This is a genomic window from Paenibacillus sepulcri (assembly GCF_042647105.1).
GTDB classification, from domain to species: Bacteria; Bacillota; Bacilli; order Paenibacillales; family Paenibacillaceae; genus Paenibacillus_Z; species Paenibacillus_Z sepulcri.
Map to the genome: position 1 here is coordinate 505350 of NZ_JBHRUP010000002.1, position 22826 is coordinate 528175.

At 51.7% G+C, this 22826-nt stretch carries 18 protein-coding genes; 4 read left to right on the forward strand and 14 right to left on the reverse strand.

Going from position 1 to position 22826, the window contains the following annotated elements:
* Positions 1-77: 77 nt before the first annotated feature.
* The 3 genes from ACFOLF_RS37125 to ACFOLF_RS37135 all read right to left on the reverse strand — a co-directional run bounded on the left by ACFOLF_RS37125 (position 78) and on the right by ACFOLF_RS37135 (position 11242).
* Positions 78-254: a hypothetical protein gene (locus tag ACFOLF_RS37125; protein ID WP_210046711.1), complete on the reverse strand. Its 177-nt coding sequence runs from the start codon at positions 252-254 to the stop codon at positions 78-80.
* A gap of 474 nt (positions 255-728) precedes the next feature.
* Positions 729-10037, reverse strand: a complete 9309-nt coding sequence (locus ACFOLF_RS37130; RefSeq protein ID WP_210046710.1) for an Ig-like domain-containing protein — start codon at positions 10035-10037, stop codon at positions 729-731.
* A gap of 617 nt (positions 10038-10654) precedes the next feature.
* Entirely contained in the window at positions 10655-11242 is a 588-nt protein-coding gene (locus tag ACFOLF_RS37135) for an extracellular solute-binding protein (RefSeq protein WP_210046709.1), read from the reverse strand.
* Between the two features lie 179 nt (positions 11243-11421).
* On the opposite strand from ACFOLF_RS37135, the gene ACFOLF_RS37140 reads away from it, so the two are divergent.
* Positions 11422-12504 (forward strand): oxidoreductase, encoded by a 1083-nt coding sequence (locus ACFOLF_RS37140; protein ID WP_210046708.1) that lies wholly within the window; start codon positions 11422-11424, stop codon positions 12502-12504.
* A gap of 119 nt (positions 12505-12623) precedes the next feature.
* On the opposite strand, the gene ACFOLF_RS37145 is transcribed toward ACFOLF_RS37140, so the two are convergent.
* From ACFOLF_RS37145 to ACFOLF_RS37170, 6 genes are all read right to left on the reverse strand, one after another.
* Positions 12624-13067: a M24 family metallopeptidase gene (locus tag ACFOLF_RS37145; RefSeq protein WP_379113693.1), complete on the reverse strand. Its 444-nt coding sequence runs from the start codon at positions 13065-13067 to the stop codon at positions 12624-12626.
* A gap of 227 nt (positions 13068-13294) precedes the next feature.
* Positions 13295-13627 (reverse strand): DUF899 family protein, encoded by a 333-nt coding sequence (locus tag ACFOLF_RS37150; RefSeq protein WP_379113689.1) that lies wholly within the window; start codon positions 13625-13627, stop codon positions 13295-13297.
* An 80-nt stretch (positions 13628-13707) separates the two neighbouring features.
* Entirely contained in the window at positions 13708-14640 is a 933-nt protein-coding gene (locus tag ACFOLF_RS37155) for an IS3 family transposase (RefSeq protein ID WP_379219783.1), read from the reverse strand.
* Positions 14631-14963: a transposase gene (locus tag ACFOLF_RS37160; RefSeq protein WP_210045113.1), complete on the reverse strand. Its 333-nt coding sequence runs from the start codon at positions 14961-14963 to the stop codon at positions 14631-14633. The genes ACFOLF_RS37155 and ACFOLF_RS37160 overlap by 10 nt, the downstream gene beginning before the upstream one ends.
* Before the next feature lie 26 nt (positions 14964-14989).
* Positions 14990-15439 carry a DUF899 family protein gene (locus ACFOLF_RS37165; protein ID WP_379114696.1) on the reverse strand — a complete coding sequence of 150 codons (450 nt, stop codon included), beginning with the start codon at positions 15437-15439 and terminating at the stop codon, positions 14990-14992.
* Positions 15440-15718: 279 nt separating this feature from the next.
* Positions 15719-16750 carry an aldo/keto reductase gene (locus tag ACFOLF_RS37170; RefSeq protein WP_210047036.1) on the reverse strand — a complete coding sequence of 344 codons (1032 nt, stop codon included), beginning with the start codon at positions 16748-16750 and terminating at the stop codon, positions 15719-15721.
* Positions 16751-16934: 184 nt separating this feature from the next.
* Here ACFOLF_RS37170 and ACFOLF_RS37175 point away from each other — a divergent pair, with 184 nt between their 5' ends.
* Positions 16935-17534, forward strand: coding sequence for a TetR/AcrR family transcriptional regulator (locus tag ACFOLF_RS37175; RefSeq protein WP_210047037.1), 600 nt, complete (start codon positions 16935-16937; stop codon positions 17532-17534).
* On the opposite strand, the gene ACFOLF_RS37180 is transcribed toward ACFOLF_RS37175, so the two are convergent.
* Positions 17487-17753, reverse strand: coding sequence for a hypothetical protein (locus ACFOLF_RS37180; protein ID WP_210047038.1), 267 nt, complete (start codon positions 17751-17753; stop codon positions 17487-17489). The genes ACFOLF_RS37175 and ACFOLF_RS37180 overlap by 48 nt on opposite strands.
* A gap of 183 nt (positions 17754-17936) precedes the next feature.
* Here ACFOLF_RS37180 and ACFOLF_RS37185 point away from each other — a divergent pair, with 183 nt between their 5' ends.
* Complete coding sequence (locus tag ACFOLF_RS37185; RefSeq protein WP_210047039.1) at positions 17937-18500, forward strand: dihydrofolate reductase family protein; 564 nt, start codon at positions 17937-17939, stop codon at positions 18498-18500.
* 249 nt (positions 18501-18749) lie between these two features.
* Here ACFOLF_RS37185 and ACFOLF_RS37190 read toward each other — a convergent pair whose 3' ends face one another.
* Complete coding sequence (locus ACFOLF_RS37190; protein ID WP_210047064.1) at positions 18750-19670, reverse strand: LysR family transcriptional regulator; 921 nt, start codon at positions 19668-19670, stop codon at positions 18750-18752.
* 142 nt (positions 19671-19812) lie between these two features.
* Here ACFOLF_RS37190 and ACFOLF_RS37195 point away from each other — a divergent pair, with 142 nt between their 5' ends.
* A complete protein-coding gene (locus ACFOLF_RS37195) occupies positions 19813-20832 on the forward strand; it encodes an alpha/beta fold hydrolase (RefSeq protein WP_210047040.1) in 1020 nt (339 codons plus the stop codon).
* A 151-nt stretch (positions 20833-20983) separates the two neighbouring features.
* Here ACFOLF_RS37195 and ACFOLF_RS37200 read toward each other — a convergent pair whose 3' ends face one another.
* The 3 genes from ACFOLF_RS37200 to ACFOLF_RS37210 all read right to left on the reverse strand — a co-directional run bounded on the left by ACFOLF_RS37200 (position 20984) and on the right by ACFOLF_RS37210 (position 22625).
* Positions 20984-21517 (reverse strand): hypothetical protein, encoded by a 534-nt coding sequence (locus ACFOLF_RS37200; RefSeq protein ID WP_210047041.1) that lies wholly within the window; start codon positions 21515-21517, stop codon positions 20984-20986.
* The gene (locus ACFOLF_RS37205; protein WP_210047042.1) at positions 21517-22302 is read right to left on the reverse strand and encodes a hypothetical protein; all 786 of its coding nucleotides are present in this window, start codon (positions 22300-22302) and stop codon (positions 21517-21519) included. The genes ACFOLF_RS37200 and ACFOLF_RS37205 overlap by 1 nt, the downstream gene beginning before the upstream one ends.
* Before the next feature lie 143 nt (positions 22303-22445).
* The gene (locus ACFOLF_RS37210) at positions 22446-22625 is read right to left on the reverse strand and encodes a hypothetical protein (RefSeq protein WP_210047043.1); all 180 of its coding nucleotides are present in this window, start codon (positions 22623-22625) and stop codon (positions 22446-22448) included.
* Positions 22626-22826 lie beyond the last annotated feature (201 nt).

Genomic DNA, 22826 nt, shown 5'->3' on the forward strand with positions numbered 1-22826 from the left:
CCCATCTTTTAGTTTTAACTCTAATACTCTGTAATCATAAATCTTTGGAACCATTCTCCATTTAATGGGCTTATGTTTCATTTTAGTTCTAATGTGTTATTCTTTAAATCTAAATAATCTACGAATCCTCCATCTTTTACTAATCGATTCTTTTTAGTTCTCAAATCATTGTCAATAATTTCAATACCCTGCTTTGCGAGTTCTTCTTTTGCTTCGTTAAACTTCTTAATATTTTCTTTAATAGCTTTATTCATTTTTATTCCTCCTAAGTTTATTGGCTTTCTTTAATTGATCGGTTAAAGCGTGTTAGGTACTGGTGCAAGCTGATTAATCGTTATCAATAAATCATACCCATTTCCCGCTGACGATTTTTAATCCTATTCAGCTTTTTTTGTTTCTCTACAAAATTCAATAAATCCGCAGGGGATTGAATGTATACAAAGGGGAAGGAAAAACAGAAATGACGCCTAATGCTTGGGGGCATCAGGCGTCTGCCAGGAGCGACTCTAACCGAAGAGTTGCGGGTCTTCCAGATTAGTTTTCCAACGAAGGGGTGCGCAATTCTGCGATGGCACTCACCGAAGCCGTGATGTACAGACTGCGCTATTTATGTAAATTTGCTCACTTAATTAATATAATAATATCTATCTCGCTTGCGGGCAAAAGCAAAGCGGACGCCGGCAAATTGCCAGCGTCCGCCCTCGCATGCTCCATGGGATGGTAACGTACTAAGCGTCGATAAACTGCAGAAATTGCAGCATCCGTTTCAGCATAACAACGCCCTGAGCCCGCGTGGCGTCGGCTTGCGGCACGAACGTCGTAGCGGTCATCCCTTGCACGATACCCGTTCTGATCAGCTGCGACGTCGCGTCCGCGGCCAAGTCCGCCACATCCGCGCCATCCGAAAATGACTCCAGTGAAGCTGCATCGGCCGGCGGCGTCTTTCCGGCGAAGGCAAGTGCCCTAGCGATCATCGCGGCCATCTGCTCTCGAGTAATTTCGGCGTCCGGACGGAACGAGCCGTCCTCAAAACCGCTGATCAAGCCCGCCTCCCGTGCCGCGCCGACGACGCCGGCATGCCAATCCGCCGCCTGCACGTCGGTGAACGCCGTTCCCGCTTCGTCCGGCTCCGGCAGCCCCAACGCGCGCACGAGCAGCGCGGCGAACTCCGCCCTGGAGATCAGGGCGTCCGGAACGAACTCGCCATCCGGCTCTCCCTGCACGATCCGCTTGTTCGCCAGCAGCTCGACGTCGTTCTTTGCCCAATGCGTCTGTACGTCCGCGAAGCTTTCGTCTGACTCTACGATCGTATAAAGCCCGTCCTGCCGCGCTTCGATTGTAGCGACCGAACTATCCTGTCCGAACATGGCAGGGACAAAATGCAAGCCGCCTTGCGCGTCGATCCAGACGGCCGTCGTGTGGTTGGGATCGGCCACCGCGGATAACGAAATCGTCCGTTCGCGGTAAGCGCCATCCCAGCCGTCGACGGCTTTTCCGTCGGCATCCAGCGCGAAGGAGACCGGATGCCGCAACAGCGGTGTCGCTCCCTGACTGGCTATCGTTTTGTTCAAGGCGTCGCTCGCCGCATCGGCAGCTTGCACGATCGTCGCGGTCAGCGTCGCCTCTACGTGCAGCTTTCCGACGGCGCTTAACGGAACGAGAAGGCCGTTCCCGTTTACGACAACACGCAGCCGCGCGTCTGAATGGTCGCGCAGCTCGCTCAGCAACGGTTCCGCCGGCATGCTGACCTTAACCACCGGGCCGAGCCCCTCGACCGCAATGTCCGCTTCCGTTTGTCCGTCGTCGAATAACAGGGCGATCTGTTCCGGCGTCAGATAAAGCCGCGTGACAGGTTTTCCGTCGGCGTCCGTTTCCGTCGTCATGCGCACCTCGGTGAGTACACCACCGAGTCGGATGCTCGCCGTCGCCGAAACGTCAGTGTTCGGATCGTCCGATACGGCCGGTCTGCCCGGGCCAGATGGGCCTCCTGGAACCCCCGGGCCGCTTGGCCCGCCCGGATCACTCGGATAGCTAGGTCCGCCCGGATTGTCGGGGCCGTCCGGATCGCCGGGTCCGCCCGGATCATCTGGTCCACCCGGATTGCCTGATCCGCCGGGATCATCCGACGAGTCGGGATTCTCCGCGCTTACGACCGTTATGGTACGGATCACCTCCGTTGCCACTTGGCCGATCGGATTTTGCACGTTGTAGCGAAGCGTGTAGCTGCCCGGCAGGTCGGCAAGCACTCTGCCGGCGACGGTGATATGACCGGTCAAATCGCCATAATAGCTGTCCGCCGCCGTCGCTCCAGGGTCGGTGAAGGTGTCGCCCACCGTAATCGTGATCGCCGAAGGGCCGAGCAGCCCAATGGCCGGCGGAGCGTTGACGTATACCGCCCGTGTGACGGTCGGAGCCGCGTTTTGCGCGCTGTCCGTCACCTCGTATATCAGCGGATACATCCCGACCTCGTTCGCATAAACACTGCCCGTCACGGTAATCGCAGACGTCAGATCGCCCTCCTGCGCATCGAAGGCCGTTGCACCGGGATCTGTGAACGAGCCGCCTGCCGCGATAACGAGTGGATTCGGCCCGTTCAAACGGATGATCGGTGATTCGCCGTCATAAACGTATACACTTCGCGTTACCGTGGCCGTATTGCCCGCCGTGTCGCTTGCGGCGTACTGTAGCTCATAGGGGCCCATCGTATTGGTATCGACAATTCCGGTGACGGCGATCGTCGAAGGCAAAAGCTGACCATCGAGATTATCAGCCGCAGCGGCGCCGGGCTCTGCGTAAAGCTGGCCGACCGGGACATAGAACGGATTGTCGCCGTTCAGCGTAATAACCGGTATCGTGTTGTCCAAAACGAAACAGCCCGATGCAAGGTCTGTCGCATTGCCAGCCAGGTCTACGGCATGCACATGCAAATACCAGTTCCCGTCCCCGCCGTGCGTAAGCGTATCTCCGCTCCCGAAATCGGACCACCCTGCCGCCGCTCCATCCGGATCGTCGGCTGTCGGTGTCCACAAAAATTGCAGGGCATCCAGATCGCCGGTGCCGTTTGTGACCGTTACTGCCGTTTCCGCACTCTGGACTGACATCGAGCCGCGGTCTGGACTGAATACAATGTCTGGTGCGGTCCGGTCCACGATCGTTGCGCCGAGCAATCGGACAGGGCCTGTATTCCCGGCAAGATCGGTTTGACTAGCCTGGACAGCGCCATTCGCGTAGCTGCCCTCCACGAGAATGAAACGGGAATCCGTTCCCTCCTGCCAGGTCTGGCCACCGTTCGTGCTGTAGATCCATTCGTTGGCCGATTCGAGGCCGGAAACGTTCACCGTTCCGTCGTTGGTGACGCCGTCGCCGACCTTGCCTCCGCTGTCTATGGCAAGCGCCAGGCCGGGAGATGCCGGTGGCGTCCTATCCACTGTGACGGCTTCCGACCAAGCTTCAGCCGAGCCGATATTTCCTGTTGCATCCGTCTGGCGGACCCGAACCTGTCCGGGCTCGTAACTGCCTTCCGGAAGCACGAAGCCGCTCCCCGATCCGGGTGTCCAGGTTTGGCCGCCGTCGAGGCTGTACGCCCAGCCGGCTCCGCTTTCCACGTTCGAAATGTCCATCGTGCCATCCTTGGTTAATCCGTCGCCGGGGACGCCGGTATCGGCTGCGAGCGCCAAGCCGGGCGTTTCCGGCACAGCCGTATCAACGGCGTAGCTTTCCGAGTAAGCTCCAGCTTCCGGCGCGTTCCCCGCCACGTCGCTCCAACCGGTCCCGACGGAAAGGACGCCACCCGAGGCTTCGATGCCGTCATCCGGCGTAAAAATGACACTTACGCTGTAAGTCCCGTCCCCATTGTTGACGACGGAGGACAACGTTCCGAGCGCGCCGTTTGGCGCAGTCACGTCATCCGCCGCAAAATCAATCGGATTCTCGGAAAAGGTGAACGTGACGGTTGCGGTCTCGTAGGCATTCAACGTCGGATCTGACAGCTCGACGGTCACTGTCGGCGGCGTGACATCGACCGTCCATGAGTCGCGCAGGTAGCCGATCGGGCCGGTATTCCCCGCCGTGTCCGTTTGCCGGACGCGGACATCATCGTCGCCATAGCTGCCCTCCGGGAGCGCAAAGCTTGCTCCGGTTCCGATATTCCAGCTCAGTCCGCCGTCCGTGCTGTGTGCCCAGCCTTCTCCCGCTTCCATGCCTGTGACGACGACTGTCCCATCGTTCGTGATGCCGTCCCCCTGCTCGCCGCTGTCATTCGCTATCGCCAAGACGGGCGCTACAGGCGCGGTGGCATCCACCTCTGCATAACCAGGCAAAACGCCTTCCGGACCTGTGTTGCCTGCCGCATCGGTCTGTCGGGCTTGCACATCGCCGGCTTCGTAGCTGCCTTCGGGAAGCTCGAAGCTGTCGCCGGCTCCGGCATTCCAGGTTTCGCCGCCATCCGTGCTGTACGTCCAGATGGAGTCCGTTTCCAGACCGGTCACGATGACTGTCCCGTCGCTCGTGATACCATCCCCCGCCGCGCCGCTATCGATCGCGAGCGCCAAGCCAAGCACCGACGGCTTCAAAGTATCTACCGTGTAATTCCCAGAACTGCTCACAGCTGCCGGCGCATTGCCCGCCGTGTCGCTCCAGCCGGTGCCGGCGGCAATCGCATTCACTTCAGCGTTGACGCTGTCGTCCGGCGTAACCGTCGCGGTGTAGCTGAACGTGCCGTCTCCATTGCCGATCATGGAGGATAGCGCACCCAGCGTAGCGTTCGGTGAGGTCACGTCGTCCGCTGCAAAGCCGATAGGCATTTCGGAAAAGGTGAACGTTACGGTTGCGCTCTCGCCTCTTTTGAAAGCCGAGTCGGATAGCGCAATGGTTGCCGAAGGCGCCGTTTGGTCCACCATCACCTCAATTGTCAAACTCCCGGCAGGACCGGTACTGCCCGCTCGGTCGGTTTGTAGGAGCTGAATAACGTCCGCCATGTAGTTGCCCTCCGGAAGCTGGAACGATGTTCCGCTCCCGGTGTTCCAGCTCTGGCCGCTGTCCGAGCTGTACGCCCAGCCGGCATCGGGCTCCAATCCGGCAACCTCGATCGTCCCGTCATTCGTGATGCCATCTCCGTTGGCACCGCTATCGGTTGCGAGCGCTAGCTCGGGGGCCGCCGGAACACTGACGTCTACGGTTATTGCGTCCGGGAGCGAGCCGTCCGGGCTGTCGTTGCCAGGCGCATCTGTTTGCCGCGCGCGAATACGCCCGGCCTCGTAGCTTTCCTCCGGAAGCAGGAAAGACGTTCCGCTTCCAGTGCTCCAATTTTCGCCACCATCGATGCTGTACGTCCAGCTAGCCCCGGCTTCCAAGCCGGCGATGCTAATCGTCCCGTCGTTCGTAATACCGTCGCCGGAGGCGCCGCTGTCGGCCACAAGCGTCAGAACGGGCATGGCTGGCGCCATCGTATCGATGACGAAGCTACCGGAATCGGAATCGGAAGCCGGCGCGTTGCCCGCTGCGTCGCTCCAGCCGGTCCCGACGGAAATGACGTTGGAGACGGCTTCAGTCCCGCTGTCCGGCGTAAATACGGTTGTCATAATGAACGTGCCGGCTCCGTTATCGATAACATCGGACAGTGCGCCCAGCACACCGTTCTCCACCGTCGCATCGTCCTCTGCAAAGCCGCTCGGCTTCTCGGTGAAGGCGAACGTGACAATCGCGGTTTCACCAATGTTGAGCGCAGGATCGGATAACGAAATTGTCATGATCGGGGTCGTTTGATCCACCGTAACCGCAGTCAGTTGTCCTTCCGGTCCGGTATTGCCCGCCGCATCGGTTTGACGGACGCGGACGCCGCCGGCGGTATAAACGTCCTCCGGTAGAATGAATCCGGCTCCGGTGCCGCTTTCCCAGTCGTGGCCGCCATCCGAGCTGTATTCCCAGGCGGCGCCGACCTCTACGCCGGTGACGGTCACTGTTCCGTTATTCGTGATGCCATCGCTTCCCAAAACGCCAGTATCGGCGGCAAGCGATAACCTTGGCGCCGCCGGTGCCAAGGTGTCGATAGCATAGATTTCAGATTCGGCGATGTTTGACGGCGCATTGCCGGCCGTATCGCCCCAGCCGGTCCCGACCATCAGCCGGTTGGTGTCGTCTTCCACATCGTTGTCGGGCGTAAAGGTCGTGGTATAGCTGAACGTGCCATTTCCGTTGTCGGTCAACGAGGGCAGCGCGCTTAGCTCGCCGTTGAGCGCCGTTATATCATCAGCAGCAAAGCCGATCGGGTTTTCCGAGAAGGTGAAGGTGACAACCGCGTTCCCGCCGGCCTTGATTGCCGCGACCGACAGCGTGATCGTCACTTCGGGCGTTGTCCGGTCAATTGTTATATCGTCAGGCGCTGTTCCGTCCGGTCCGGTATTGCCTGCCGCATCCGTTTGTCGAACCCGGATATCGCCAGCGGCGTAATTTCCTTCCGCCAGAATCAAGCTTGTTCCTGTGCCGGTGTGCCAGTTTTGACCGTTGTCCGTGCTGTACTCCCAGGCGGCGCCGGTTTCTAGGCCAGTCACGCTTACCGCACCGTTGCTTGTGACGCCGTCGCTGGCCGACGAGCCGGTATCCACCGCCAGCGCCAAGTCCGGCGACGAAGGTGCCGAGTCATCGGCCTTAACCGTGCCCGACAACGATCCAGCGGCGCCGACATTTCCCGCCGCGTCGGTCTGGCGTGCACGCACATCGCCGGACGCATAGTCACCCTCCGCCAGGACGAAGCTTGCCCCGGTGCCGGAATGCCAGTTTTGCCCGGCGTTCGTACTGTATTCCCATGCAGCGTCGTTTTCCAAACCGGTCACGTTCACCGTGCCGTTGTTCGTGACGCCATCGCTGGCCGAGTTGCCAGTATCCGCGTCAAGGGCCAACCCAGGCGCTGTCGGTGCAGAAGCATCGATCTTCACCGTACTCGACAATGTTCCAACCGCTCCGCTATTCCCCGCCGTATCCGTTTGCCGAACGCTCACGTCCCTAGGCGCATAATTGCCTTCCGCAAGGACAAAGCTTGTCGCAGCGCCGGCGTACCAGTTTTGACCGCTATCTGTGCTATATTCCCATGCAGCTCCGGTTTCCAAGCCGGTCACATTCACCGCACCGTTGTTCGTCACGCCGTCGCTGGTCGATGAACCGGTATCCGCGGCGAGCGCAAGCCCCGGCGCCACAGGCGCAAAAACGTCGACCTTAACCGCGCCTGACAATGTTCCGACCGTGCTGACATTCCCCGCCGCATCGGTCTGGCGCACCTGTACAGCGCGGGACGCATAATCGCCCTCAGCTAGGACAACGTTTGTCCCGGTGCCGGAATGCCAGTTCTGACCGGCGTCCGTGCTGTACTCCCATGCAGCGCCTGTTTCTAACCCGGTCACGTTTATTTCACCAGTGCTCGTGACGCCGTCGCTGTCCGAAGAACCGGTATCTGCGGCAAGCGCAAGCCAGGGCGCAGTCGGCGCCGTGGCATCCACCTTTACCGTGCCCGACAGCGATCCGGCAGCGCCGATATTCCCCGCCGCGTCGGCCTGACGCACCTTAACATCGCCGTACGCATAATTGCCCTCAGTGAGGACAAAGCTTGTCCCGGTACCCGAATGCCAGCTCCCCCCACCGTTCGTGCTGTATTCCCAGCCAGCGCCGGTCTCCATACCGGTGACGTTCACCGTGCCGGTGCCCGTAATGCCGTCGCTGCTGGAAACGCCCGTATCGGCCGCAAGCATCAACCCAGGCGCCGCAGGCGTCTTCGTATCGATCGCATAGTTCCCGGAAACGGCTTGCGTTTCGGGGCCAGCCCCTTCTTCGTCCGTCCAGCCGGTCCCGACAGTGACGACATTGGTATCGTCCTCAATCCCGGCGTTCGGCGTATATAGGATCGTATAGCCGAATGTGCCGTCGCCGTTGTCGATGATCGAGGACAAGGGACCGAGGCTGCCTGTAGGCGCCGTTATATCATTCGCCGCAAAACCTGTTGGTCTTTCGGAAAAGGTAAAGGTCAGCGTCGCGGTTTCGCCGCTTTTAAGCGCCGTATCGGACATCCCGATAATCACACTCGGCTTTTCATTCCAATGGGCGTACAATATCCTATCCGCATCAATCGTATCCGTTCCCGAAATCCGGGTCCCGCTGGAAGCGTCCGTATACCATCCGCTAAACGTATAGCCCGGGCGGACGGGAGTCGGCAATGTGATGCCGGCTTCCGCCAGCGATGAAGCGAATACACGAATATCATCCGGCGCAGCGCCACCGCCGCCGTTCAGATCAAAGCTCAGTACGGATACGAGACCCGAGACTCCGTCGCCGTTTTCAATGATGCCTGTGCCGGCGATCACTCCATTGTTCTGGATAGAGCCCTGGCCCGCGATCGCGCCATTGTTCTGGATTGTGCCTTCGCTCGTAATCGTGCCGTCATTTGTAACGGTTACGCCCGGCGGAATCAATAGCACGCTTCCGTCCGGAAGCACGATTGTGCCGCCGTTGGTCAAGCTGCCGAAGGCGTCTGAACCTGTATTGCCGCCGGCGCCGAACGCCCAGCCCCCGTCGCCGCCTTTCGGAGTGACAGTTCCGCCATTGATCGTGACCTGAGCGCCCGAGCCGTTATAGCTGCCTCCGCCGATGCCGGCTCCTCCGTCGTTGCCGTTGCCGGAAATACCATCATCGCCGCCGGTGGCGGTCACGTTGCCCTCGTTGATCGTGACCGTTCCCCCACCGCCTCCGGGAAACCATTGGGTTTGGGGATCCCCTTCGCCGCCGCCGCCGCCGATTCCCGCTCCTCCTCCGTATGGAGGCGGATACTGGCCGGAATATCCTGCTCCCCCCGTCGCGGCGACCGTTCCGTTGTTGATTGTGATGTTACCACCGTCATTTTCTGCTCCGCCACCAATGCCCGCGCCTCCTGCGCTGTATTCACCTTCGCCGCCATTGGCGGTTATAGTTCCGCCGTCGATGGTTACCGTTCCGCCCAAGCCGCCTCTGCCGCCTCCGCCGCCGATGCCCGCGGCGCTGACGCCGCCCGTAGCTTTCACTGTACCACCTTTGATGGTTACATTTCCGCCCGAGCCGAATGCGGAGTTATCCCCAAACCCGGTTCCTCCTCCAATGCCTGCGCCGCCGTATCCACCCTTGGCGGTCACGTCCCCGTCGGTGATGAGGATCATTCCGCCGTTTCCGAATTCACCACCCCCGATACCCGCGGCGCCGGATCCGCCTGTTGCGGTAATTATGCCGCCGTTGATGGTCAACGTACCTCCGTTATTCACATCAAAAAGTTGAGTATCTGCGCCGCCTCCGATACCTGCACCGCCTCCGTAATAGAAAAAATCGTCGGGGTGCAGGGGATCTTGGCCGCCTTCACCGCCAATTGCTGTGACATTTCCGCCATTGATTGTCACGATTCCGCCTGAATTATCCATATTTCCGCCGATGCCTGCGGCGAAAAGGCCGCCCGTGGCAATGACGGTCCCGCCGTTGATGATAACGTTTGTGCCGCCGCCTATCCCAGCCCCGTAGACTCCACCGGTAGCCTTGACGGTCCCACCCGCGATCGTTATGGTGCCTGCACCTTCCCAATAACAGTCCCGGCACCATCCGATCCCCGCTGCACCGGGAACCGCTGAAGAATCCGCGATCAATTCGCCAGTCTTGTCCGGACTGGAGTCTATCACCGTGAGTGATGCTCCTGCAGAAATCGCTAATGCGGGAGCCATGGATTCAGCTGTCGTTTGGAGTGTAAGCTTATGTCCAGCGAGGTCAATCGTTACACTTTCCTCTGGAAATACAGAAATCGGCCAACCGTCCAGTCCATTGTCGATATCGGCTCCCAGTACGATCGTACTGCCGTCTTCATTGTTGTTCATTTGGTCGAAAAGGGAAATCATGTCGGTTACTGTAACTTCGGCCGCATGCGCCTGCCGGACGCCGGATGCGAACGTCAGTCCGAATAAAAGCGCAAAGCAGATCGCTCCATAATGCCCGATTTTCCAAAACCTTCGTACAATTGAATGCTTTGGTCTTTCTTTCAATTCAATCTTCCTTTCTTGGTTGGGTGGTGAATGCGCTTTGGCATTGACCTGAAGCGAAACTGATTCTTACCGTTCAACACTGGACAGTACTATTCATCGCTTTGCTTCCGAGCTTATGCAGTTCCTTCTTGCAATGGATTCATACGAGTCTCTACTATTAAGTTATCGGACTTACCATCCGATTTTTGAACAATTTTAGGTCGAACAGCGCAGACCTTTTTTCCTGCTATTGCTGCTTGCAGCAGTTGTCATTGAGGGGTCGGCGAAAAGAAAAAGCCGCGCTTCCGTGGCTCAGATTGTTTAGAAGCCGAGCTGACTTTCATGCTCATCTTTTTTTGATGCGGGGCTCTCAGCTTAGCGCAACGAGGACGCCAATCCTTTAAAATTGAGTTCAAGTTCTTGTCAAAATCGGGAATGGGATAAAGCTCTTGTCATTCAAATTTTACAAGAACTTTATCCCATAACGCAAAAAAGCCGCGATTTTCGCGGCCTTTGGTGAGATATTGTTCTCGAACATATAAAATCAAAAGGAAGCTATAAATTTTTAAATAAATTTCACGATTTGTTACAGATTTCAGCTTCCCATTATACTCTTGATGAGGGAAAGTAAGAAATACTCATGCTAAAGTATTACGAGTATTTGCTGAAAATAAAGATCTTTCTAAAAAGTATATATAATTTAGATGTACTCGAAAATATCGAAAATTTTCCTCGAGCGCAGCTTTCGGATCCGTATTGCCCAGGGCGACCTCCGATAGCACGGTGGCGAGTTGGTCCATCAGTTTTGTCGCGTCCGCGCTAAACGGCTGTGTGTCCGCCTGCTTCATCGCCTCCCCAACGGCGGGGAAAAACGGATATTTCGCTGTCAGTTCTGGATCGCTGAACAGCGACTGCCGGCCGGGCATTTGCCCGTCCTTCAAGCTCATCGCCTTTTCCGTCTCTCTGCTGGTCAGCCAGGCGGCCAACTTGTAGGCTTCCTTCGGATGCTTACTGTCCGCTGCCACGCACCCGTTCCAGACCGACAGCGTGCCGTACGACTGCTTTCTGTAAGGCAGCGGCGCATAACCGATTTTGCCGGCTACGGACGAATTCGCCGTATCCTCCAACGGGCCGGCCTGCCCGGAGATCGTCAGACCGATCGGCGCCTGCCCGGACTGGACCGCCTTCGTCACTTCATCGTAATGCCAGTTCGCGCTTCCGTTCATCGCGGCGGCATTCAGCTCTTTCCAGAAAACTCCTTAGGTTCGGCATCATTTTTTTTGATACATATATCAATAGCAATCATTTTACAGCATGAAAAAGCCAGATTACAATCATTCATGAAAACAATACTTTCCGGCAGCAATTACTTTGCTGCCCTCGTACATTTGAGGAGGATATTGAAATGAACACCAATCTGTTTTCCGCTTTTCAGTTAGGATCCCTATCACTGCCCAATCGGGTTGTCCTTTCGCCGATGACACGTACGAGCGCAGAGTCAAATGGTCTGGCGAACGACCGGATGGCGCGTTATTATGCAAGATTCGCGAAGGGTGGGTTCGGTCTTATCATTACGGAAGGCATTTATCCGGACTTATTGAACAGTCAAAGTTATATGAACCAACCAGGTATTGCAAATAAAGAGCAGGCCGAGTCATGGAGGCCGGTCATACAGGCGGTACATCGCGAAGGGAAACGAATAATCGCGCAGCTTATGCATGCGGGGGCGCTTGTTCAGCACGATGGATTTACACCGATAGCACCTTCAGCTATTAAGCCGATCGGCACGATGTTAGAAGATCACGGAGGCAGCGGGGAATTTACAATCCCGAGAGCGATGACGATTACGGAGATCCGGAATGTGATCGATAATTTCGCCCAAGCCGCTCTGCGCGCCAAGCAGGCAGGATTCGATGGGGTTGAAGTGCATGCTGCCAACGGCTATTTACTCGATCAATTCATTACCGATTACACGAATCTCAGAACCGATGATTACGGTGGTACTACAGAGAAACGAATCCGAATTGTCTTGGAAGTATTGGGAGCAATCCGCGACGTTGTTGGCCCCGAATACACGGTTGGCGTTCGTATCTCGCAAGGCAAAGTGAATGATATCCACCATAAGTGGGCGAACGGTATCGAAGATGCCAAAATCATTTTCCAGAGACTGAGCAATGCTTCTCCAACCTATACTCATACAACTGAATACAAAGCATTTGCGCCTGCATTCACAGACGACAGCCCCACACTTACAGAACTCGCCAAAAAGTACGGCGGCTTGCCCGTCATCGCGAACGGCAAGCTAGGTGAGCCTGTAACAGCGGAACAGCTATTGGCGGCGAATCAGTCTGACTTTGTCGCGATCGGCACAAGCGCATTGGTGAATTCGGATTGGGTGAATAAAGTGAAGGAGGGAACCGGGTTGAACCGTTTCGATCATCGATTCCTTCACCCTATCGCGACGCTGCGGGATGATGAAGTCGTATAAAATCGGAGTTGGGCCGTCGGCGCCACCGTTCGCTAAACGGTCCGCCTCGCCGCGCGCACGCCCGGAAGCTCGATAACGAAAAATCTGGAGTTTAGGCTAATTCATGTAAATGTATATTTTTATACATTACATCTTTTTCTTGATCGGGAAAAACACCGGCAGCCGTGTGGACTGAAATTTAATGTCCAGACTGCCGGTGTTTTTGTATTGTATATGTACTGACAAAGACGCATTAATGATGGCTCATATGGAGCTATCGGAAAAGAATGTCCCGAATCCGCATAATAGCCCCCCAATTCTGCAGAAACATCGATGTTTATTAAATCGCCCGGTTGAATGATTTGATTTCCCGGTATTCCGTGGGCAACTTCGTGGTTAATACTAATACATGTGTTGCCAAGGAAATTGTAAGTTGTCTTAGGTGCCGGCACAGCCCCATGCCTTTTCAAAAACTGCCCTCCGATATCATCCAGTTCCTTTGTCGTAATTCCTACACGTGCGTGACGTTTCATTTCACTAATCGTCAATGCAACGATTTTGCCAATTTCCTTCAGACCATCAATATCGTTTTGTGATCCTGTTTGATGGGATCACCGTATTTGGATTCAACGTACAATTGGACTCTTTGTGTCAGTCTAGTTCAATAATTTCAAATGTCCAATTTTATAATGATAGTCATGGACTAATTCAAAAAAATGCTTGGGTGATTTTTTATAATCGACCCAAGCATTTTAAATTGTACGATCTGACGGATAACCCTTCGTTTCACAAATATAGGGTTACAGGTGGCCTAGGTGCCGAGATCGTCGGAGCGTCCGGCTGCCAGGCGGGACCATTGGGCGGTCGGGCGGCCGTCCAGCCGAAACTGCCCACCTTTGGAGTCCCAACGCTGCGGCCAGCCCTCGGGCGATTCCTCCCAGAATTCCTGCCGGCCGTAGACAGTCAGATCCAGCAGTCCGTACGACGGTGCCATCAGTTCGTTGCCGCGGCCGGTGGTCCAGTAGGTCTCGTAGACCCTGTCACCGTCCCGGAGATAACTGACCAAGATGCCGAAGTGCCGGTCTGCGATCAACCGGTCCACAGCGTCATGGGGCACTGAGTACCAGGGAACCGTCCAGCCCATGAAGTCGCGACGCTTAAACACCCAAATTTTTGAGTCAAGACCACTTAACGAGCATTATCCTTACATTTGCACGAATCTACTCAAACTTTCACTGTGAATGGCTGAACTTGCTGGGCCATGATCGCTTTTCGAAATTGTTCGGGTGAACGATCATATAAGCTGCCATGCATGCGCCGCTCGTTATAAAACGAAAGGTATTCTGTTACAACACGATACGCTTCCTGGTAATCTACAAACTCATTTCGCAACAGACATTCGGCCTCAAGGAGACTGTGGAAAGCTTCGATGTGCGCGTTTTTATTCGGCGTTTTCGGCGGAATACGCTCATGTTCCGTCTGATGCATCTGACAAGCCTCTTCGAAGGCACGAGAAATGAACTGCGGCCCGTTGTCCGTCCGAATAACCGGTCGAATGGTCGAGTGGAACAACTGACGTTTCCAAAGCGCACGCGGAATAAGAGCCGCTGCGTGACTCCCCTCACAGGACAACCCGATGTGGTAATCGATCACCGCACGATCGTAGACATCCAGGACACTGAGCAGGAAGAAGAAGCGCTGTTCGCCTGCAATATAGCCATATTTGATATCCATCTCCCACAGCTCATTGGAGGCCTGGATGATCCGATTATTTGCTAATTTTCGCGGGTAATGCACGCGTTTGCGGCGTTGTGGATGCAACAGGTCCATGGATTTGAGCAGGCGATACACTTTCTTTTTGTTGATGATGAGGTGGTAATCCTGCTGCAGGGCGAGCGTCAGCTTACGGTAGCCATACACGCCGGTTTCCCCGTTAATCAGCTCACTAAGCCACTCGGCGATCTGCCCGTCACTGACCGGATCTCCAAAAAGAGACCGGGAGTAACCAGGCACGGGGCGACCACCGCCGCGCTTGGCGGAGCGAGGCTCCACCTGTATTTTCTTGCGGTAATAATAGATCTGCTCGCTTACGCCGACGATCCCTAACACGCGGTTTACCGCATACCCCAGCTTGATCCACTTGTCGGCTACTTCAATTTTGTCCGATAAGCTGGGTTCTGCTTTTTTATCAGATCACGCAGAATGGCGATCTCAAGATCCTTCTCCCCGAGCAATTCCTTTAGCTGCTTATTTTCCCCTTCAAGACTTCGAAACTCATGGGGCGAAGGGGTATACACCTTGACCGCCTTCAAAGCAGGATCGGTGTTTTTCCAATCAGCGTGTTCCGTCTGCTTGATCCATCGATACAACATTTTAGGATCCACACCATGCCGGCGGGCTACCTGAGATGCATTTCCAATCTCACTCGCTTCTTGGATAAGCTGTTGTTTAAACTCGATTGTGAACCTTCTTCGTTGCATAAAAATCCCCTCCATCGGCTCTGCCTCTAGTTTACTACGTTAAGTAGACTAGACTCAAATCCAATTTCGGGGCTTAAGAGGCGATACCGCGAGCTCTCCTCGTACGGCCCCTGACAGAAGGTCGCGTAGCTCACGTCCCGCGAGTTCAGATAGGACAGCTCGTTGATGTGGGTCGTGGAGAAGGTGCAGCCCTCGCACTGCTTGGCGGCGGGCCTGCCGGTGTGCCACATGTGAAAGTAGACGACCAGCTGGCGGCGGCCCTCGAACGTCTCCAGCAGCGTGACCGGGCCATCCGGGCCGATCAGCGGGATGGTCGAGTCCACCTCGACCATCGGCAGCCGCCGACGGGCTGCCGCAATTGCATCGCCTACGCGAGTATGCACCTTCTCCCGGATCCGCAGCTCATCCAGTTCGGCCTGCCAGGCGGCCCGGTCGACCACTTTAGGCAGCGCAGAAATGTTGTCATTTTGATTCATATAATTATCCCCTCTCGCTATTTTTTACTTACACACCACACCCATAGTTTATCACGCATAAATACAAAGGACTTCTTCTTGATTGCTCAAAATTCCTTCACGATTTCCGTGTCATCGTTCCTTTTTATTGAATTAAATGGTCCATTTGTACATGTTCAGATCCTGCAATCGAATCAGTACATTGCCAAAACGTCCACCATAAAAAACTGCACCTCCAATGTTAGAACATGTCTAACAATTGGGGTGCAGTTCACTAAATGATGATCATTGGATGACTCTTCAATTAATGTGTCGCCTGCGACGTTCGGTACTCATCCACTCAGGAGTCCAGGTTTGCTCTTTGTCATCGATATGTTTGCCAGGTGGAACAATTGCATCAATAGCATCCAACACATCTGTGCCGAGCCTCAACTGTGCACCGGAAATATAGGCTTTCAATTGCTCTAAAGTGCGTGGTCCCCATAGAGTTGATGTGACGGATGGATGGCTTTGGGTAAAAGCTATCGCCATATCCGCAAGTGGAATCCCCGCTTCATTTGCCAGCTGTTGCAGCTTTGCAATTATCTTAAACTTATATTCATTTTCAGCTAGTTCGGGATCCAATGTATCCACATATCCTTTTAATGTGGCAGCGCGTGAATCGCTTTGCGCGGCCTGACCAGCCGTGTATTTTCCAGTTAGTAAGCCACCAGACAAGGGACTGTACACAAATAGAGAAAGGTCATAATGTTTGGCTATTTCAGCAAGTTCAAATTCCATTCGTCGATTAATAATAGAATATGGTGTTTGCTCACTTACAAATCGCTGAATATGATATCGATCGCTGATGGCTTGTGCTTGAACAATTTGCCAACCCAGGTGATTTGAAGTGCCGATATGATGAATTTTCCCCTCCTTCACCAAATCGTTCAACGTTATTAGAATTTCCTCATAGGCAACAAATTCAAAAGGAAGATGAAGTTGATAAAGGTCTATATAATCGGTTTGCAATCGTAGTAGACTTTGTTCAACAGCAGTTCGTATCCAACGACGAGATGCACCGCTTTGATTTAATTCATTAGTAGGCTCCGCACCAAATTTTGAAGCTAATATGACATTCTGCCGCTTGTTCTTAATAGCTTTACCGATTATACGTTCTGATTCCCCCTTTCCGTAAATATTAGATGTATCAATCAGATTAATTCCAAAGTCCAATGCTTCGTCAATAATTTTTATGCTCTCTTCTTCGCTTGCCCTGGATCCAAAACTTGATCCGCCTAACGCAAACGCGCTGACTTTTGTACCAGTCCTTCCAAGATATCGGTATTCCATGGTTTTCCTCCTTTAATTTATACTGCCCAAAGATAATGAACTTGTGTTGATTAAGGCTGTAGAAGCAATTATAATCAAGCATAACGATGAGATCAATGAACATAAAAGGCCAAGTGTTGATTAATAGATATAACGTCAAAAGTGTTGATAATTAAATCCAGCATTCATAACAGGAGGTAAACAAATGATCGAAAATAGTACGGATATGAGAGTAATCCGCAGTCGTAAGCTAATGGAGAACGCATTGTTGTCTATTTTAGAGAAAGAAGGTATTAAAGGGCTGACAGTTAAAAATCTTTGTGAAAGAGCAGGAATAAATCGAGGCACCTTTTATTTGCATTATAAAGATATTTTTCATCTGATTGAGGAAACGGCGTTTATTCAAGGATTATTGAGTGTATTCGAACCTGTCCATATTCAGGAGTTGATGCACCATCCTGATCAACAAGGAGCTTATCCTCCAATCACCAAAGCTTTTCAATACATGCATAAGCATGCCAGCTTTTTTAAAGCACTATTCCATTCGGGAGCTCCAGCAGAATTAAGAGAAAGGCTCCAGTATTTAGTAGGCACACGCTTGTATGAAAATCTGAAACGAGATCAATCATCTATGAACAATGAAAGCCGCCTATTTACTGACTATGCCATTGCTTATTTAGGAAATGCACAATTTGGAATTATACAACACTGGTTTATGACGGATCGTGCAATTCCTCCCGAAGATATAGCGAGGATGTTAACCGTATATATACGTAATACTCCATGTCTTGATCACAAAGTTTGAAATCAAGCCAGTGCTCGATTTCACCAAACCGAAAATCAACATTTGAATCGTTCTTTCGTTGTCTAAACCTGAACTGCTCTTAAGATCAGGTTTTTGAGCTTCTGCGAAATCAGCTAATCTGTTAAACGATTTGATTTTTTCGATATCCGCCTTAATGGCTTCATACCCCTGTTTGTTCAGTTTTTCTCTGTCGGCAGCAAGCTTATAAAATTTAACCATGTTGCCGATCTCGTCATCTGTTTGTCCCGTCCTTCAGCCGCCATTTTTGCTATATCTGCTGACATCTGAACGGGCAGAATACTTCCAATATGTGTTAATATAGAAATGGATGTTTCTTTGTTCAAAATCAGAGGGGCAGGCCTTGGTCTCGTTGGAAACTGAAAATTGGAGGGCGTTATTGAAATGGCTAAACTGATCTACGCTGGTAACGTATCTTTGGACGGTTACATTGAGGACGAGCGCGGCAATATCGAGTGGACGATCTCCGATGACGAGGTGTTTGCGTTCTGGACTGACTTCGAGCGGCCGATTGGCACCTACCTATACGGGCGTCGAATGTACGAGTCGATGGTGTACTGGGAGACGGCGAGCGCCAAGCCCGGCGATCAACCGGAGGTAATGCGGGAATTCGCGCAGATCTGGCGAGCGGCTGAGAAGATCGTGTATTCCCGGACGCTTCAGGCGGTTTCAAGCGCCAGGACTAGGATCGAGTGCGAATTCGATCCTGATGCGATCCGGAGGCTGAAGGAGTCTTCAGGAGCCGACATTACGATTGGCGGCCCCGAGCTTGCTGGGCAGGCGATGAGCGCGGGACTGATCGACGAGTGTCATCTGCTTATTAATCCGATCGTCTTGGGTGGAGGTAAGCGAGCATTGCCGGACAACCTCCGCATGCGGCTCGAGCTGCTCGGTGAGCGCCTCTTCCAAAGCGGCGTTGTTCATCTTCACTACCGCGTGATCGTCTGACCGCGACGCTAGAGTGAAATTCAGGAGATATGCTATATATATTTTGTACAGTGACCTCTCAGGGAATAACCGCCCAAAATAGGTTTGGAGCCAGCAGGTATTCTCCTGGACTTCTTTAACAGAAATGAGGCGCTCCATATTCTTGGCACTGCTCAAATCCATGAATCATTAACCTGTCTACATGACAGGTTTTTTGCTATATACAAAGAACTTAATGCTGCCGTTTTACTTCAAGTTGTTGTTATGGAGTTATCGCTCCCCGTATCTTTTCATGTCGGGATCCTCTATAGCGATAACCTCCCTTGCTGCTTCTATGAAAGATAAAATGATTGGTGAAAGCCACTTGTCTTTATGCCATAACATCTGTGTATACACATGCAAGTCCGGAATATGCCATGGAAGAGCAACAAGTTCTCCCCGTTCAACTTCGGTTTCCGCTGTTATTTCAGGAAGAAAGGCAATACCGATTCCCGCAATTGCACATTGTTTAATGGCTTCGGCATTTTGAAACTCTAAATACGTAATACTATCAATGCCCTCTTTCTCAAATGCTCGGTCAAACATGGTTCGATAGGTACAACCCTTTTCATTAGTCAAGAACACTTCTCCGTGAAAATCTTCTAGCTGTAGCACAGTTCGTTTCGCGAGTGGATGGTCTGCAGCGGCGAAAAAGCGGAAGGTTTCTTCCAGCAACGGTTCCACAGCAAGTCCCGTTGAGCGAATGGGTTCGTCCAACATAAAGACGACATCCGCGGTTCCCTCAAAGAGCGTTTGCTTGAGTTGCTGATTGGAAACAGAGCGGAAGATGAGACGCACTCCCGGTTGGCGCGAACGAAATAGGTGAAAGACAGCTGGAAGCCGATAGGCGCAAAGAACCTCGTTGGCACTTATCGTTAGGGTGCCGCTTAGATTTTCATTGTCATGAACGACGCTGCGAGCTTCATCCAATTTGTCTAGAACGCCTTGGATATGAGTTAAAAAGCGTTTACCCGCAGTTGTTAGAACGAGCTGCTTGCCCAATCGGTCAAAGAGACGAACACCAAGTTCATCCTCCAATGCTTTTATTTGCATGGTGACGTTGGAGGGGACGTAGCTCAGCGCTTCCGCAGCCCGGCTGAAATTTAAAGTTGATGCAACCGTTCGGAACGTATTCAGTTGGCGCAATTCCATCATACTATCCCCTTTTACTTTCAATATTATTGAATACTATATTGAATTCTAATCACTTTTATTGAAAGTACCACAGGCCTATACTAAGCACAAGACATACATTCTAAATGTATGGACTTATTTTGAAGGGAGCAACAATACGATGGATTATGAGATTTTTGATTTGAGTGATGTAACCTTGCAATCCGGAGTGACGTTACCGAGCGCTTTTCTTGCTTATAAGACTTATGGAAGATTGAATGAAAAGAAAGATAATGTTATCGTCTATCCAACTGCTTTTGGCGACCAGCATGTTCAGAATGAATGGTTGATTGGAAACGGCATGGCACTAGATCCGCAGAAATATTTCATTATCGTTCCAAATCTGCTGGGCAACGGTTTATCTTCGTCTCCCAGCAACACGCCACCCCCATTCGACCGGGCTAATTTTCCGCAGGTAACCATCTATGACAACGTTAAATTACAGCATCGGCTGGTGACCGAAAAATTCGGCATTCAAAAGATCGCTCTCGTAGTCGGATGGTCAATGGGAGGCATTCAATCATTCCAATGGGGAGCAAGTTATCCGGACATGGTGGAACGAATTGCACCTTTCGCCGGAGTTGCAAAAACCTGGCCCCATACGTCTGTGGTCCTGGACGGAATGAAAGCTCCGCTCATGGCTGCAGTTGGCTTCGATTCAAACAAACTAAACCAGTTGACTTCTGCAGATATGCGCGCCGTTGGCCGTGTCTATGCAGGATGGGGCTTATCGCAGGCATTTTATAGAGAGCAACTTTATCGTGAGCTGGGATATGACTCATTGGCAGATTTTGTGGCTGGCGTCTGGGAAGAAAGCTTTATGAAGATGGATCCGCACAATGTCCTGGCCATGTTATGGACAGGCCAATTTGCAGATATTAGCGCAAACCCCTCCTATAACGGTGATTTCGATGAGGCGCTCAAAAGCATTAAAGCGCTTGCCTGCATCATGCCAGGGAGCACGGATCTCTTCTGCACGGCGGACGATAACGAATACGAGGCTAAGCTTATACCTAATGCTGTTTTTAATCCTATCAAGTCGATCTGGGGCCATTTTGCCGGTCGCGGAATCAACAGTGCCGATAGTAAATTTATTGATGACAACCTAAAACGCTTGTTGGCGATTAGTACAAAAGGATAGATCATCATTTGTATAAAGGGAACAAGTTTCTGTCCTCGCTCGGGACAAGAATTTGTTCCCCTTAAATTAAAAAAGCCGCCATATTATTTTGCTGCTGGCAGTCAGCTTGTCTGGGCTTGAGGCTACCGGCAGCTGATAAGCCGTTTTTACACTAATTTCTTTCCGTTTTGTTTATTTTAAACGCTCGTAATTTATAGCGTCCTTGTTTCCGCTCACCGCCTCCTTGCATTCGAGTTTTAGCAACCCCAAGTGCCATGTTACTCCATAAGATCTGCTCTACAAACCGGGACTGTTCATTTGTACACTGAACAATTATTATAACTTCACCATGTTTAGTTTTAGCCGTTCTTATCTTCTTCCGTTTATAGAGGGTCTTTATTACATCGAATACAAAACCAATAGCAAAACCGACTGCCGATCCAATTAGTCCCCAAAACACTGGTCCCCAGTCAAGATTAAATCCTCTAGCTACCCCTATGGTTCCACCCATCATGGCAAGTATGAGCCCAATATCAACTAATGAGGTTCCGTCCATACCGTGCATCGAATCAAGCAGTTTTGTATCTATTTGACGGTTATCAAGTGGAACTGCATAGATGTCATCGATTTCATTTTCTTTTAGTTTGCTAATGGCAAGCTCGACATAGTGTGAATGCTGAAATGTAGAGAAGAACTGTATGTCCATTAGATTTTTTCTCCTTTATGCAATACAAAATTTTGTGATTGATGATGTTTTTTCAAAAAGTCCGCTTGTTCCCAATTAAAAAGTTTTACTAATTCTACAGTATTGGAGTAGGAATCATATATGCCATAGAAATAAATCGATGGGAAATAAAGGGACCACTGAGCATCTACTACATCTCTGGCTTTCGAAAAGTCCCCTAGTAAACAATAGTGAATGCCTTCAACCAGGTTTGAATTTAGGATTACGATTATGGTCATAATCAGAAGCAAAAAAGCGCCTATGAGTCGATGAATATATAGTTGTCCGAGACTTGGCAATGCCATTGACCAAGCGAAAGCGATCCATGGCTTTTTCTTGTCTAAAAAGTTATTCCCAAAAGGGTTTATCGTGAAAGTCGTGTACTTGGCATTTTCCCTTTTCGCCAACAGATGTATCTTATTTTCATCGATAGCAACCCGGTAGCTGTCCCATATTGCAAATAAATACACTGGAATATAGAGGTAGATGTGCTTTTCGTCTAAAACTGCCTTTGCCTGGTCTATTTCGCCGTTAAACGAATACATCATGGCTGTATTAAGATGGGTTAATTGGTTAATATAAAATTCCCAAAAAAACAATGCAAAGCCAGTCATAAATTTGTGGACCAAGAAATGGCCAAATCCAGGGAAAGCTACGGACCATAATGCGACTATAAGGGGATTTCGCTGGTGAAGTTGAATTGTACCGAACGCAGTAACGTTGGCTTGATAATACCGATTTCTATATACGTTCCTGAAGTTATTCATTACTTGTTTCCCCTTGCCTTTCGATGAGTAAATCAATTTTTATTCTTTCCAAATTTTAAATAACCATCCAATTCAATTTTTCGAAAACGGACCTTTACTAAAAAAAGCCCGCGATTTCCGCGGACTTCCATCAGATTATGTTCTTATGCGCTTTGGCTTGGTTTCTTGCGTATGCTTTTGAGTTCAAAAGCCTCTTTAGGAATCCCCAGTTCTTGGGCCTTCTTCTTTTTAATCACCATGGCCTGTTGTAAGCTGGTGGCTTGAAATTCAATTGAAGTGCCAGACGGATTCTCAAATGCATAGTAGCTTTTTCTATTCGACATTAACTTAGCGCCTCCCCATCTTATTCTCTTATGATTTTGCCATCCATGTTCTTGACCGCAGTTTGCTAAAAATATTATGTCCACGCATCCTGTATATATACACAAATTGGGAATTGCTATATGAACGAGATAGGTTCTTGTCAGTCCTTTTAACGAACACGATTCGGGAATAATCTCATCCGGTCCAATCATACTTTAAGT

Excerpts from the sequence above, each read along its gene's own strand:
- ACFOLF_RS37125 (WP_210046711.1), bottom strand. The coding sequence starts at position 254 with ATGAATAAAGCTATTAAAGAAAATATTAAGAAGTTTAACGAAGCAAAA.
- ACFOLF_RS37135 (WP_210046709.1), bottom strand. The coding sequence starts at position 11,242 with ATGAACGGAAGCGCGAACTGGCATTACGATGAAGTGACGAAGGCGGTC.
- ACFOLF_RS37140 (WP_210046708.1), top strand. The coding sequence starts at position 11,422 with ATGAACACCAATCTGTTTTCCGCTTTTCAGTTAGGATCCCTATCACTG.
- ACFOLF_RS37150 (WP_379113689.1), bottom strand. The coding sequence starts at position 13,627 with ATGGGCTGGACGGTTCCCTGGTACTCAGTGCCCCATGACGCTGTGGAC.
- ACFOLF_RS37160 (WP_210045113.1), bottom strand. The coding sequence starts at position 14,963 with ATGCAACGAAGAAGGTTCACAATCGAGTTTAAACAACAGCTTATCCAA.
- ACFOLF_RS37165 (WP_379114696.1), bottom strand. The coding sequence starts at position 15,439 with ATGAATCAAAATGACAACATTTCTGCGCTGCCTAAAGTGGTCGACCGG.
- ACFOLF_RS37170 (WP_210047036.1), bottom strand. The coding sequence starts at position 16,750 with ATGGAATACCGATATCTTGGAAGGACTGGTACAAAAGTCAGCGCGTTT.
- ACFOLF_RS37175 (WP_210047037.1), top strand. The coding sequence starts at position 16,935 with ATGATCGAAAATAGTACGGATATGAGAGTAATCCGCAGTCGTAAGCTA.
- ACFOLF_RS37180 (WP_210047038.1), bottom strand. The coding sequence starts at position 17,753 with ATGGTTAAATTTTATAAGCTTGCTGCCGACAGAGAAAAACTGAACAAA.
- ACFOLF_RS37185 (WP_210047039.1), top strand. The coding sequence starts at position 17,937 with ATGGCTAAACTGATCTACGCTGGTAACGTATCTTTGGACGGTTACATT.
- ACFOLF_RS37190 (WP_210047064.1), bottom strand. The coding sequence starts at position 19,670 with ATGGAATTGCGCCAACTGAATACGTTCCGAACGGTTGCATCAACTTTA.
- ACFOLF_RS37195 (WP_210047040.1), top strand. The coding sequence starts at position 19,813 with ATGGATTATGAGATTTTTGATTTGAGTGATGTAACCTTGCAATCCGGA.
- ACFOLF_RS37200 (WP_210047041.1), bottom strand. The coding sequence starts at position 21,517 with ATGGACATACAGTTCTTCTCTACATTTCAGCATTCACACTATGTCGAG.
- ACFOLF_RS37205 (WP_210047042.1), bottom strand. The coding sequence starts at position 22,302 with ATGAATAACTTCAGGAACGTATATAGAAATCGGTATTATCAAGCCAAC.
- ACFOLF_RS37210 (WP_210047043.1), bottom strand. The coding sequence starts at position 22,625 with ATGTCGAATAGAAAAAGCTACTATGCATTTGAGAATCCGTCTGGCACT.